Annotated in this window: 13 protein-coding genes; 6 read left to right on the top strand and 7 right to left on the bottom strand. The window is 67.8% G+C overall.

Annotation, left to right across the window (positions count from 1 at the left end):
* Positions 1–8 precede the first annotated feature (8 nt).
* On the bottom strand, positions 9–914 hold the full coding sequence (locus tag Q5696_RS20085) for a DNA-3-methyladenine glycosylase family protein (RefSeq protein WP_305093005.1): 906 nt from the start codon (positions 912–914) through the stop codon (positions 9–11).
* Positions 915–1,010: 96 nt separating this feature from the next.
* On the opposite strand from Q5696_RS20085, the gene Q5696_RS20080 reads away from it, so the two are divergent.
* Positions 1,011–1,559 (top strand): ribonuclease H family protein, encoded by a 549-nt coding sequence (locus Q5696_RS20080; RefSeq protein ID WP_305093004.1) that lies wholly within the window; start codon positions 1,011–1,013, stop codon positions 1,557–1,559.
* Positions 1,560–1,562: 3 nt separating this feature from the next.
* Here Q5696_RS20080 and Q5696_RS20075 read toward each other — a convergent pair whose 3' ends face one another.
* Both Q5696_RS20075 and Q5696_RS20070 read right to left on the bottom strand, forming a co-directional pair.
* Complete coding sequence (locus Q5696_RS20075) at positions 1,563–2,015, bottom strand: DUF7832 domain-containing protein (RefSeq protein ID WP_305093003.1); 453 nt, start codon at positions 2,013–2,015, stop codon at positions 1,563–1,565.
* Positions 2,016–2,123: 108 nt separating this feature from the next.
* Positions 2,124–3,263: an NADH:flavin oxidoreductase gene (locus Q5696_RS20070; protein ID WP_305093002.1), complete on the bottom strand. Its 1,140-nt coding sequence runs from the start codon at positions 3,261–3,263 to the stop codon at positions 2,124–2,126.
* A gap of 153 nt (positions 3,264–3,416) precedes the next feature.
* On the opposite strand from Q5696_RS20070, the gene Q5696_RS20065 reads away from it, so the two are divergent.
* The 3 genes from Q5696_RS20065 to Q5696_RS20055 all read left to right on the top strand — a co-directional run bounded on the left by Q5696_RS20065 (position 3,417) and on the right by Q5696_RS20055 (position 6,112).
* Positions 3,417–4,334 carry an amidohydrolase family protein gene (locus Q5696_RS20065; protein WP_370654829.1) on the top strand — a complete coding sequence of 306 codons (918 nt, stop codon included), beginning with the start codon at positions 3,417–3,419 and terminating at the stop codon, positions 4,332–4,334.
* Between the two features lie 73 nt (positions 4,335–4,407).
* On the top strand, positions 4,408–5,316 hold the full coding sequence (locus Q5696_RS20060; protein ID WP_305093001.1) for a DUF2268 domain-containing putative Zn-dependent protease: 909 nt from the start codon (positions 4,408–4,410) through the stop codon (positions 5,314–5,316).
* Positions 5,317–5,344: 28 nt separating this feature from the next.
* Positions 5,345–6,112 (top strand): MerR family transcriptional regulator, encoded by a 768-nt coding sequence (locus tag Q5696_RS20055; protein WP_305093000.1) that lies wholly within the window; start codon positions 5,345–5,347, stop codon positions 6,110–6,112.
* Between the two features lie 64 nt (positions 6,113–6,176).
* Here Q5696_RS20055 and Q5696_RS20050 read toward each other — a convergent pair whose 3' ends face one another.
* Positions 6,177–6,629 carry a MarR family winged helix-turn-helix transcriptional regulator gene (locus tag Q5696_RS20050; protein WP_305092999.1) on the bottom strand — a complete coding sequence of 151 codons (453 nt, stop codon included), beginning with the start codon at positions 6,627–6,629 and terminating at the stop codon, positions 6,177–6,179.
* Between the two features lie 140 nt (positions 6,630–6,769).
* Here Q5696_RS20050 and Q5696_RS20045 point away from each other — a divergent pair, with 140 nt between their 5' ends.
* On the top strand, positions 6,770–7,702 hold the full coding sequence (locus Q5696_RS20045; protein WP_305092998.1) for a VOC family protein: 933 nt from the start codon (positions 6,770–6,772) through the stop codon (positions 7,700–7,702).
* A 48-nt stretch (positions 7,703–7,750) separates the two neighbouring features.
* Here the strand turns inward: Q5696_RS20045 and Q5696_RS20040 are convergent, their stop codons facing one another.
* The gene (locus Q5696_RS20040; RefSeq protein WP_305092997.1) at positions 7,751–9,409 is read right to left on the bottom strand and encodes a GMC family oxidoreductase N-terminal domain-containing protein; all 1,659 of its coding nucleotides are present in this window, start codon (positions 9,407–9,409) and stop codon (positions 7,751–7,753) included.
* A 128-nt stretch (positions 9,410–9,537) separates the two neighbouring features.
* Positions 9,538–10,479, bottom strand: a complete 942-nt coding sequence (locus tag Q5696_RS20035) for a 3-oxoacyl-ACP reductase (protein WP_305092996.1) — start codon at positions 10,477–10,479, stop codon at positions 9,538–9,540.
* 288 nt (positions 10,480–10,767) lie between these two features.
* On the opposite strand from Q5696_RS20035, the gene Q5696_RS20030 reads away from it, so the two are divergent.
* Positions 10,768–12,384, top strand: a complete 1,617-nt coding sequence (locus Q5696_RS20030; RefSeq protein ID WP_305092995.1) for an acyl-CoA synthetase — start codon at positions 10,768–10,770, stop codon at positions 12,382–12,384.
* 81 nt (positions 12,385–12,465) lie between these two features.
* On the opposite strand, the gene Q5696_RS20025 is transcribed toward Q5696_RS20030, so the two are convergent.
* The gene (locus Q5696_RS20025; RefSeq protein WP_305092994.1) at positions 12,466–12,951 is read right to left on the bottom strand and encodes a nuclear transport factor 2 family protein; all 486 of its coding nucleotides are present in this window, start codon (positions 12,949–12,951) and stop codon (positions 12,466–12,468) included.
* Positions 12,952–12,979 lie beyond the last annotated feature (28 nt).

Below are 12,979 nucleotides of genomic sequence, written 5' to 3'. Positions count from 1 at the left end.
GCTCGGGCTCAGTGCCACCGGTGGTCGACGATCGGCGTCCGCGGCCCGAACTTCGGTTTCCGTGCCTGACCGCTGACTTCGAGGAGCCGGACCGCCCGATAGCGGTGCGGGCGCAGATCCGCGAGGTACTCGACCATGTCGGCGTCGTCGAGAGGGCGTCCGAGCAGCGTCCACCCGACCGTGGCGGCGAGATGGAAATCGCCGACCGACAACGCATCCGCGTCCCCGAGCGCCCGCTGCGCCACCTCCGCTGCCGTCCACGCCCCCACCCCCGGCACGGACTGCAGCCGCTGCTGCGCGTCGGACGACCCCAGATCGACGACGGCCTCCAACCGGTCCGCGACCCGAGCACACTCGACGATCGTCCGCGCCCGCCGCGGATCGACGTTCGCGCGGTGAAACTCCCACGACGGGACCCGGCGCCACACCTCCGGACCCGGCGGCACCCGCATCCCCTCCGGGGCCGGCCCCGGAGCCGGCGTTCCGAACGCCGTGACGAGCCTGCCCCACGACGCCCGCGCCGCCACGGTGTGCACCCGCTGCTCCAGAATCGCGGGCACCAGCGCCTCGAACACCCGCCCGGTCCGCACGACTCGCAGATCCGGGAACCGCCGGTGCGCCTCGACCAGTTTCGGATGCGTCGGCGTGAACCCGGCGGCATCGTCGTGGGCCCCGAGCAGCCCCGGCAGGAACGCGTCGAACACGTCGGCACCCGGACCCCACACCTGCACGTCGACACGTGACGGCCCCTGCTGCCGCAACCGGTACGTCACCGGTCCCGACGGCAGCAACGACGCCCGCCACACCGTGCCGTCGGACTCCACCCGATGACACGGATCGAACCGGCCGCGCCGCAACGGCGACAACGTCGACGCCAGGTCCACAGGCCGTTCCGTGACCACCTCGCACCGCATATCGGCCAGCGTAGGCGCTGCGCACCCGCGTGCCTTTTCGGTGGCGTCCGCTACCGAAAGGCACACGGGGGCCGGAGACGCCTATTGTTCACAATCGTGATCATCGTGAGTACGGACGGATCCTGTCTGAAGAATCCGGGCGGTGCGATCGGCTGGGCGTGGGTCGCGCACGACGGAGGCAGTCGATCCGGTGGCGACGTGTCGGGGACGAACCAGATCGCGGAACTGTGGGCGTTGGTGGAGGCGATCGTCTCGCATCCCGGCCCCGAACCTCTGCTCATCGAGTCGGATTCGCAGTACGCCATCAAATGCGCGTCGGAATGGCTGCCCGGCTGGAAACGCAAGGGGTGGAAGACGTCGTCCGGCGGGGCGGTGAAGAACCTCGAACTGGTGCAGGACATCGACCGGGCCATCACCGAACGATCCGGACCGGTCCGCTTCCGGTGGGTGCGCGGCCACGTCGGCAACCACTTCAACGAGATGGCCGACCAACTCGCCGGGGAAGCCGCACGGGCCGTCCGCAGCGACCCGGGGCAGGCGCGGCCGTGGCGCGGGCTCGCACGGCCGGACACGGCCCCCGCTCCCGCTCCTGCTCCTGCCCCCGTGACCGCCGGCGAACCGGAGCCACTGCTCACGCTGTTCTGACCGTCAGGGGAGGAAGCGCGGCCGCCCGGCGTCCATCCAGTCACGGAACCGGGCGTCGATCCGCTCCGCGATCACGTCGTACGTCTCCCAGCTGTCCTCGACCCGGTAGATCTCTGCCGCGTCCGTGTCGAACGCGGCGACGTAGTCCTCGATGTATCGGGAGTCGTCGTTCTTACCGGCGTAGTACGCGACGGCGAAGGCGTTGCCGTCGGCGGTGAGATCGTCGCTGACGAACTTCTCGTCGAGCACCTCCATCAGGTAGGCGCCGGGCGTCGTCTCCCGCGACTCGAGCGGCTCGAGTTCGTCCTCCACGTCCTCGCCCGCGAAGCCGCTCAGTAGGCACCACGCGACGAACATGCCGATGTGCGTGCCGCCGGCCGCATTCGGCAGGTCTTCGGGAAAGATGCCGCCGTAGTGCCAGTCGGCGTCGTCGTACTTCGTCATGGAGTCCGTCATGGATCTGCTTTCTTGGAGTCGGTCCGCGTCGCTGCCCGACAAACGAGATGGTCGCCGCAACTCCTCGCGGAGAAGTTGCGGCGACCATCCGATCACGGCGTGCGTCGACTACGTCAGCGAGCCCTCGTGGACGTCGCGGATGAAGGCGGGGAGGGGTTCGCCGGCGCGCAGCTTCGATGCGAGGGCGGGGTCGGCGAGGTGCAGGCGGCCGATCGCGATGAGGTCGAATTCGCCGCTGCCGATGCGCTTCTCGAGTTCGGGGATGTTGTCGACGGTGGGGGCGGATCCGTCGATACGGCTGTCGCGCAGCGACTTTCCGATGCCGACGCTACCGACGGCCATCGTGATCTTGCCGGTGACCTCCTTGGCCCAGCCGGCCAGCGAGCGTTCGCTGCCCTCGAAGGCGGGGAAGTCGAAGCGGCGGATGCTGGCGTCGAAGACGTCGACCCCGGCGTCGGCGAGCGCACCGAGGATCACCTTCAGTTCGTCGGGCGTCTCGGCGATGCGCGCGGTGTAGTTCTGCTGCTTGTGCTGCGAGAAGCGGTAGAAGATCGGGTAGTCCTCGCCGATCTCGGCGCGGATGGCCTTGACGACCTCGACGGGGAAGCGGGTACGGCGCTCGAGGTCGCCGCCCCACGCGTCGTCACGCTTGTTGGTGCCGGCCCACAGGAACGAGTCCAGCAGGTAGCCGTGACCGCCGTGCAGGGCGATGCCGTCGAAGCCGACGTCGATCGCGTTGCGGGCCGCGCGGGCGAACGCCGAGATGACGTCCGCGATGTCCTGCTCGGTCATCGCCTCGGTGGGCTCCTGGACCCACGAGGTGTACGACTCCGGGTACGACGTGGTGCCCAGCGGACCCCACTCGCCGGACGGGCGCATCGGCTTGAGCGCGGGATCGACCTTGCTCATCGCGCCCCACAGCGGGCCGACGTGCCACAGCTGCGGAATGATCTTGCCGCCGGCCTCGTGGACATCGTCGACGACCTTGCGCCAGCCGGCGAGGGCGTCGTCGCCGAAGAGGCGCGGGACGCGCGAGTTGTCGACCGAGGTCTCGTGGTCGATCGCGACACCCTCGGTGACGATCAGGCCTGTGCCGCCCTCGGCGCGACGACGGTAGTAGCCCGCGACGTCGTCCCCGGGGATGCCGTCGATCGAGTAGGAACGCGTCATCGGCGACATGACGATGCGGTTCGCGAGTTCGAGCGAACGCACCGTGAGCGGCTGGAACAGGGGAGATGAAGTGGTCATGTCGTCTGTGCCTTCTCGGGATCGTCGTAAACCAAGCAATTGCTAGGTAGAGTCCCAGGTGTGTTCCGGGCCGTCAAACCGGGATCTCACCCAGTGCGAGCCGGCCCCGGCTAGGGTCGGCGGGAGTGCCCGGCCGGGCCCGACGGAAAGGGGATGCCCGTGTGCGAACCGGTGGGCGAGACCGTCCACGACCACACGTCCGAGGTGGCCGACGTCGCCGCGTTCCGGGAACGGCTGGGGCTGGACGCGCTGATCGACGTGCACACCCACTTCATGCCGCAGAACGTTCTCGACAAGGTGTGGGCGTACTTCGACTCCGCCGGCCCGCTCACCGGCCGACCCTGGCCGATCCGGTACCGCATCGAGGAACAGGCGCGCGTCGGGCAGCTGCGCGCGTTCGGGGTCCGACGCTTCACCTCGATGCTCTACCCGCACAAGCCGGGCATGGCAGCGTGGCTCGACCAGTGGTCCGCGGACTTCGCGTCCCGCACCCCCGACTGCCTGCACACCGCCACGTTCTATCCGGAGGAGTCGGCGCCCGGCTACGTCGCCGACGCGCTCGCTGCCGGGGCACGCGTATTCAAGTCCCACATCCAGGTCGGCGACTACGACCCGAACGATCCACTGCTGGACGCGGTATGGGGGCTGCTCGAGGACGCCGGAACCCCGATCGTCGTGCACTGCGGATCGGGTCCCGCGCCCGGACGGTTCACCGGCCCCGACCGCATCGCCGCCCTGCTGGCCCGCTACCCGCGGCTGCCGCTGATCGTCGCCCACATGGGCATGCCCGAATACGCCGAGTTCCTCGACCTCGCCGACCGGTATCCGAGGTTGCTCCTCGACACCACCATGGCGTTCACCGACTTCACCGAATCGGACATCCCGTTCCCGCGGGACGCCGTGCCCCGCCTCCGTGACCTCGGCGACCGGATCCTGTTCGGCAGCGACTTCCCCAACATCCCCTACCGCTACCTCGACGCCCTCGAGGCCCTCGAACGCTTCGGCCTCGGCGACGACTGGGTGCGCGGCGTCGTCCACCACAACGCGGCGACGCTGTTCGGGCTCGGCTGACGGCCGTCCCGTCCGACGGCGATCGATGCGACGGTTGACCTTGCCGTAGCGGAAATGTTTACGGTCGGCTGTCATGACCATTTCACTGATCGACAGTGCTCCGGCGATGACACGCGTTCTGGACGCGGCGGTGGAAGACCGGGCCGACCTCGTGCGCGAGATGTGGGCGCCGATGGCGGGGATGTACCACTTCGTCCCGGGTGGGGTCGACATGGCCGATGTGCATCGGCAGAATTTCGGCTTCGACTGGGAAGGCCCCGTGGACCGTCTGCGAGAAGGCTTGGATGCTCTGGTCGCCGCCGATGCGTGGCGCCGCATCGCGGACGCACTCGAGGTCGGCGCTGCGGCCCTGACGTCCGTGGATCCCGGCGCGACGGTTCCCGACATGAACGTGCTGCTCGTGCTGGGGGACCCGACCGACGAGCATTTCCTCGACGAGGTACAGGGTCTTTCGGGGTTCGGCGGGATCAGCGGCTACATCGTCGTCACCGTCTGGCCCACCCCACGCGTCCTCGCCCGACTCGAAGCCATCGCGGTTCACGAACTTCACCACAACGTCCGCTACTCCCCGGGTGGAATCCTCTGGAACCCGGCCACCGTGACGGTCGGTGAGCATGTCGTGGCCGAGGGGCTGGCGGACGTGTTCGCGACGGAACTGTACGGCGACGCGGGCTACACGCACTTCGTGGGCGAGCGAACACGTGCAGACGACGGCGTGCTGGCGAAGGTCGTCTCGGGTCTCGAGGTCACCGGGATGCAGGATTTCGCTGCCTGGGTCCTCGGCGACTCCACGGCACGGCTGTTCGGCGGTGAGCCCGTCGGACTACCGACCGGAGCCGGGTATGCCGCGGGTGCCCGGCTCGTCCACGCATATCTGGAGGCTTCCGGCAGTACGGCAGCGCAGGCCGTTCGTACTCGGGCCGCCGACATCCTCCGCACCGCTCTGCCGCGGCTCGGTCTCGTTCCGACCGGGAGACACTGAGCATCACCTCGAATGTCAGGAGCCCACGATGGAGTGGACGGTCAAGGAACTTGCCGAGCGCGCGGGCATCAGCGGCCGTACCCTGCGTCACTACCACGACATCGGGCTACTCGAACCCGACCGCGTCGGGTCCAACGGCTACCGCTATTACGGACCCGACGCTGTCACACGTTTGCACCGCATCCTGCTGCTGCGCGACACGGGCATGGCCCTGGGTGAGATCGCCGCAGTACTCGATGCCCCGGAAGCCACCACTGCGGAGATCGAAGCGCTCCAGGCGCATCTGCGGCAGTTGGTCGCGGATCGAGAGGCCTTGGACAGGCGCATCGACACGGTCGAACACACCCTGGCCATGCGACGTCAGGGCCGCGAACCGCAGATGGACGTGATGCTGCAAGGCTTCAACGACCGTTACGAAGACGAGGTCGTCCAACGTTGGGGGCGTGAAGCCTTCGAGGTGTCGAACCGGTGGTGGCACAGCAAATCCGTTCGCCGACAACGGGAATGGAAGGACGCTGCGGAGGCGCTCCTCGCCCGTTGGCGTGAGCTGCAGGAGGAAGGATGCGACCCCGATTCCGCGGCCGCCCAGGAGCATGCTGCCGTGCACCTGGCCTGGTTCGCCGATATTCCGGGAACACCGACCCACGCCGGTGACGCGGAAAGATCCACCGCGATGGTGCTGGGTGTGGCCGCGAAGTACGAGACCGACCCGGACTTCCACCGAGCCTTCGGTAGCCGAGCCGCCGCACGCTTCGCTGCGACCGCGTTGCGCATCCATGTGCAGCATCCGTCCTGATCGCGCGCACGGGTGCGGGGACCGGTCGCAGTGCACGGAGTCGATCGACGGCCCGGCGGTGTGTCTAGCCGGCGTGCGGATCGGCCACCCCGTACAGGCGGGTCGCGATGCGCTCGAGGTGCCGGCGGTCCGTGGCGCTGAGCACCGAGAATGTGTCGGCTTCGATGGCGTCGAGCAGGGCGTCGCTCTCGTCGAGCAGGGCTCGTCCGGTGTCGGTGACGGTGACGATCTGGCGTCGCCGGTCCTGTGGGTCGCGTTCGCGGAGGATGTAGCCGTTCTCCTGGAGGCCGTCGAGGTAGGCGACGATGTCGCCGGGGTCGACGACGACGCGTTTCGCGAGTTCCTTCTGATGGCACGGGCCGAGGTCGACGAGGGTGCTGAGGATCGCGTGCTGGTTCGGTAGGAGCCCCACCTGCGCGAGTGCGTCGGCGTACACCTGCCGGACCCGCAGTGCGGCGCGGACGAACACGAATCCGGGTCGCCGGGACAGGCCGGGGAGGTTGTCGGTCGAGCTCATGGCCCGATTGTAGGGCGGCCCAACGGTTGCAGCCCTCCGGGGAGCGGGCGTATTAAATCGGCCCACCCAATAGATGGCATTGCCAATGATTGGCTTACATGTGTAGCTTCGCGGTATCCACCGAACGAGGGGAGAGTGTTGTGATCCAAGAACTGTCGTACATCGGAATCGGCTCGCCGCACGCCGAGGACTGGCGGCGTTACGGCACCGAGTTGCTCGGGGCGATGCTCGCCCCGGACGGGCCCGACGGTGCCGTCCGGCTCGCCGTCGACGACGTCGACTACCGCATAGCGGTCCACCCGGCGTCCGAGGACGAGTTCCGGTACGCCGGCTGGGGAGTGGCCAACGAGACCGACCTGCATGCCTTCGCGTCCCATCTGGAGTCCCGGGGCGTGACGGTGCACCACGGCGACGCGGAGTTGCTGCGCGAGCGGCAGGTGGCCGGCCTGGTGTGGTTCGAGGACCCGTGGGGTCTGCGCCACGAGCTGAGCTGGGGTAAGGCGGCCACCCCGCTGTCGTTCCGGGCCGGGCGCACCATGCGAGGCGGGTTCGTCACCGGCGAGCAGGGGCTCGGGCACGTGGTCTTCCAGGTGCCGGACATCGCCCGCGCCGATCACTTCTACGTCGACGTACTCGGTTTCCGGCTCTCCGACCGCGTCACGGTCGGTGCCGGCGGTGCCGACAGTACCGTCGACGTACGCTTCTATCACGTCAACGGACGGCACCATTCGCTCGCACTGGCGGAACTGCCCGGCCACGTCGGGTTCAACCACCTCATGCTCGAGGTGGAGCACATGGACGATCTGGGCCGGCTGATCGACCTGCTCGACGAGCACGACGTCGAGATCGTGCAGTCCCTCGGCCGGCACACCAACGATCTGATGACGTCGGTGTACATCGGTAGTCCGTCGGGCCTGCAGATCGAGTACGGTTTCGGCGGTCTCGCTGTCGACGACCTCAGCTGGGTGGCCCGCACCTACACCCGGCCGAGCTACTGGGGGCACAAGCGTTCCGCGGCCGCACAGGCGGCACTGCCCGGCATCGTGAAACCGCTTGCTGCGGAAGCGCGCTGACGCTTCCGTGCCCCCGCCCTGGTCGGCGGGGGCACGGAGGCGGTGGTGCTAGTTCAGGTCTTCTGCGATCACCTTCGCCATGTTGCGCTCGGCGAGCGCGGTGATGGTGACGAACGGGTTGACACCGACGTTGCCGGGGACGAGGGAACCGTCGACGACGTACAGGCCGGGGTGGCCCGGGAGACGGCCGTAGTTGTCGGTGGCCTCGTTCAGGACGCAGCCGCCGAGCGGGTGGTACGTGAAGTCGTCGCCCCACGTCTTGTACAGACCGAATAGGTCGGTGCGGTAGATCGTGCCTTCCTTCTTGTTGATCTTGTCGAAGACCTTCTTGGCCATGTCGATACCGACCTGGTTCTGGGACTGCGCCCACGTCAGATCGACCTTGCCGGTACCCGAATTGAACTGGAAGCGGGCACGTTCCGGGTTCTTCGTGATCGCCAGGTACAGGCTGACGTACGTTTCGAGGCCCGCGGGCAGCGGTGCGATCTCGGCGAAGATCGGGGCCGTCGGATCGTCCCAGTTGTCGATGCCCATCGTCGGGATGGTGGCCTGCTGGGAACCGGTGGCGTCCCACATGTGGTTGGCCCGGCCGACCATGATGTTGCCGTTGTTGCCCCAGCCCTCACCCACCTGCGACGGCAGGTTCGGCAGGTGCCCCTGCGCCTTCATCGCGACGAGCAGCTTGCTGGTGCCGACACTGCCGGCCGCGAAGAACACCCGGTCGGCGGTGACGACCTTGGTGGCGACGATGTTGCCCTGCTCGTCGATCTGTTCCATCGTGACGCTGTAACCGCTGCCCGATGCCGGGACGACCTTCGTGACGCGGTGCAGGGTGGTGACGGTCAGCTTGCCGGTCGCGGCGGCCTGCGCCAGATACGTCTTGTCGAGGGACTTCTTGCCGTGGTTGTTGCCGTAGATGACCTCACCGCCGAGACCCGACTTGGTGACCTGCCCGGCGGCTTCCTTCTTCATGTAGTCGAAGTCGTACACGTTGGGCACGAACACCGTGTTGAAACCGGAACGCTGCGCGGTCTTGCGGCCGGTGCGGGCGAACTGGTACCACGGCGTCGACTCGAACCACGCCTGATCGATGTTGTTGACCCCGAGACCGGTGTTGGCGCGCGGGAAGAAGGTGCCGTACATCTCGTTCGCGTCGACCGACGGCAGGATCTCCTCGAACCAAGCGCGCTTCGGGGTGACCGCCATACCGCCGTTGACGAGCGAACCGCCACCGACGCCGCGACCCTGGTAGACCTTGATGCCGCCGAAGCGCTCGCAGTCGAGGACCCCGGTGTACTTCTCGATGTTCTTGTCGATGCCGAAGCCCATGAAGTTGCTGACCGGCTGAGCGGTCCTGTCGGACAGCCACATCGAGCGCTTGTCCGGGTCGAGCATGCCGCAGAACGTCGTGCCGTCGGGGCCGGGAGCGTCCCAACTGCGGCCCATCTCCACGAGCTGGGTGGGGATGCCTGCCTGCGTCAGGCGGAGAGCGGCGACTGCACCGCCGTAGCCACTGCCGATCACGAGTGCCGGAACACGGTCGCCGTCGGAGAGCGCACGGCGAGGGGCGGCGGAAGCGGTGGTCGAGGTGGCAGCGGAGAGCGCCACGGCACCCGCGGCCACGCCCGCCCCGGCAAGGAATCGGCGGCGTGAAACGGATGCCGCCCCCCGAGTTGCAGCAGCCTTGTTCGCCCGGTTTTCGAACATGTGTCTCCTCTGTCGGCGGTTTGTTCGGTTGCCTGGACAGGTGTGCAGGCTTCGAGCGTTATACCGCCGACAGAGGAGGTTACGAGGCAGTACCGGAAAATTGGTGCGCCCCGGATGAATGCCGCGGATCAGGCTTCGGCGGGGGCCTCGGTCGCGAGCGCGAACTTCTCCAGGCCGGCGACACCGTAGGCCGCGTAGGTCTCGTACGGGCCGCGACCCGAGAAGTACGGCGTCATCTGCCCGGCGAGCTCCTCGACGGTGAACGCCGAACCGGCCGCGTCGAAGCGGTTCTCGACCTGCGGCGCAGCCATGAGCGCGACCATCTTGCCGTAGACCACGAAGACCTGGCCGTTGATCTCGTCGGACGCCGGGGAGGCGAGGTAGTTGACGAGGGTGGCGACGCGCTCGGGGGCGAGCGGATCGAGGCCCTGCACGCCGCTGTTGTCCTCGGTGCCGAACGCCTGGGCGGTCATCGCCGTCCGGGCGCGCGGGCAGATCGCGTTGGAACGCACGCCGTAGCGGGACAGGCCCTGCGCGCTCGACAGCGTGAGAGCGGTGATGCCGGCCTTGGCGGCCGAGTAGTTGGGCTGGCCGGCGGAGCCGAACAGGAACGCCTCCGAGGAGGTGTTGATGATGCGGCCGTAGACCGGGCCGTCGGCAGCCTTGCTGGCGTTGCGCCAGTGCACCGCAGCGGCGTGCGACGTGGCGGCATGTCCCTTGAGGTGGACGCGGATGACGTCGTCCCAGTCGGACTCCGACAGGTTGAAGATCATCTTGTCGCGGAGGATGCCCGCGTTGTTGACGAGGATGTCCATCGACCCGAAGTTCGCGACGGCCTCCGCGACCATCCGCTCGCCGAGTGCCCAGTCCGAGACATCGCCGGTGATCGCGAGGGCCTGGCCGCCTGCGGCCTTGATCTCGTCGACGACGTCGTGGGCGGCAGCGCCCATGTCGTTGACGACGACGGCCGCGCCGGCCTGTGCGAGGCCGAGGGCTTCGGCGCGGCCCAGTCCCGCACCCGCACCCGTGACGATGGCCGTCTTACCGGCCAGGCTCAGATTCTCCACCATGTCAGGCTCCTTTTACCTTCCGTGCAGTTCCCTAAAAAATAGTATTCATTCTAGTCGATTTGCAACAGGTTCCCACTGACTGCGACGACCCGGGCTCGAGGCGGCGCGATGTGGATGACGTGCATGTCGACCTCGCGATCGTGGAGCGTAGAGCGACCTGTCGGTTCGCTCACCCCTCTCAATATCGAAATATGTTCTACCAAACACCGTGTGACGGCCGGCACACAAGCGTCCAGTTTGTGGTAGAACGCACTCTATTCGTAGTGCGAACCACCTGAAGGGCCAGTAATGTCACTCAATCTCGCGGATCTGACGGAAGCGGTGGTCGACGCCATCCCGGACAAGGTCGCGCTCGCGTGCGGTTCCGAGACGCGGACGTTCGCCGAATTCGATGCCGAGGCCAACCGCATCGCGCACTTCCTGGCCGCGCAGAACGTGCAGCCCGGCGACCACGTCGGACTGCACGCCCGCAACAGCATCGAGTTCGTCGAGGCCCTGCTCGGCTGTCTCAAGATCCGCGCCGTGCCCGTCAACGTCAACTTCCGGTACGTCGACGCCGAACTCGAATACCTGTACAACGACGCGAAGCTGAAGGCGGTCGTCGCCGACGGAGAGTTCAGCGACACCATCGCCGCCGTCCTGCCCACGTGCCCCGAGCTGAAGCACATCGTGCTGGTCGGAGAACCGGCCGGACCGGCCCTCGCCGAAGCTGCCGCCACCGCCGGAGTGTCGGTTGCGGACTACCACAAGGCGATCGCCGACCAGTCGCCCGAACGAGACTTCCCCGAGCGCTCGGACGACGACATCTACATCATCTACACCGGCGGCACCACCGGCATGCCCAAGGGCGTCATGTGGCGGCACGAGGACTTCTACCACGCGGCCCTGTCCGGCGGCGCCGTCATGGGCGGCGACCCGATCCTGACGCCCGCCGACCTGGGTGCGGCCGCGGCCGCCAACCAGTTCTCCATGACCTACCTCGTCACCGCGCCGCTGATGCACGGTGCGGCGTCGTACTCGCTGTTCACGTGCATGTTCATGGGTTCCAAGCAGGTCCTCATGCCCAAGTACGAGCCGGTCGCCGCGCTCGAGCTCGTCCACGAGCACAAGATCAACGTCGTGATGGTGGTCGGAGACGCGATCGCCCGCCCACTCGCCGACGCGATCGAGGAGCACGGCGACCGGTTCGATCTGAGCACGCTGTGGATCATCGGCTCCGGCGGCGCCCTGTGGTCGGCCAGCGTCCGCGAGAAGCTCAACAAACTGCTGCCCAACACGTACCTGCGCGACGCGTTCGGCTCGTCGGAGTCCGGCAACGACGGCGAACTGAAGAAGGACGAGGACGGCCTGCTGCGGATGCCGCCGTCCCCGAAGGCCCGCGTCGTCGACACCGACTTCTCCACGATCGAGCCCGGCTCCGACACCGTCGGCTACCTGGCCCGGGCCGGTCACGTGCCGCTCGGCTACTTCGGTGACCCGGAGAAGACCGCGGCCACCTTCCCCGTCGTCGACGGGGTGCGGCTGTCGGTGCTCGGCGACCTCGCCCGCGTCGAAGCGGACGGCACCATCGTCGTCCTCGGCCGCGGCTCGTCGTGCATCAACACCGGCGGCGAGAAGGTGTACGCCGAGGAGGTCGAGGAAGCACTCAAGAGCCACCCCGACGTGCTCGACGCACTCGTCGCCGGCATCCCGGATCCCACGTACGGACAGCGGGTCTCCGCCGTCATCTCGGCCCGCGACGGCATCGACGACCTCGACGAGGACGAGGTGATCGCACACTGCCGCACCAAGATCGCCGGCTACAAGGTGCCGCGCACCGTCGTCGTGGTGCCCGACGTCGTGCGCTCGCCCAGCGGCAAGGCCGACTACCGGTGGGCCAAGACCACGCTCGAGGCCGCAGGCTGACAGCCGGTCTCCACGACAGTCCGACGGAAAGCGGCCCGCACCTCGATACGAGGTGCGGGCCGCTTCGGCGTGTACGGGCGATCAGCTGCCGGCGCGGGCGAGCAGTTCCACGGCCTTCGGGTTGCCGTTGAGCGCGCGCGACGTGCGGCGCGCGATCTTCCACTCGCCGTCGACCTTGACCAGCTCGAACCGGTTCGCCGTCACCCGCCACACCCGGAACGAGTCCTCGTCCTGGTTGCGGAGCAGCAGCTGCGAGTGGCAGGTCGCGATCGCGGTGTCACCGTCGACGACGATGTTCACCGGATCGAGCAGGTGGCCGCAGCCGTTCTTGATGTAGTCCTGGTGCGGGCTGGTGCGCACCATTTCCATGATCTCCTCGCGGCCGTCCATCATGCGCACGTCGACGTCGTACACCGCGTCCTCGGTCCACAGCGCACCCACCTTCTCCGCCTGGCCGGCGTCCACGGCCGGGCCGTACGCGGTGATGAGTTCCTGGATGGCGAGCTTGTCCTCGAGCAGTTGGACCCGCTCGAGCAGGGACTGGACGAGAGCGGCGGTATCGGTCATCGAATCTCCTAGTGCGTCGGTGTGAAAA

It is taken from the genome of Prescottella sp. R16, from assembly GCF_030656875.1.
In the GTDB taxonomy this organism is placed as follows: domain Bacteria; phylum Actinomycetota; class Actinomycetes; order Mycobacteriales; family Mycobacteriaceae; genus Prescottella.
The sequence above is the reverse complement of the archived record's forward strand: the minus strand, read 5'-3'. Positions and strand labels throughout refer to the sequence as shown.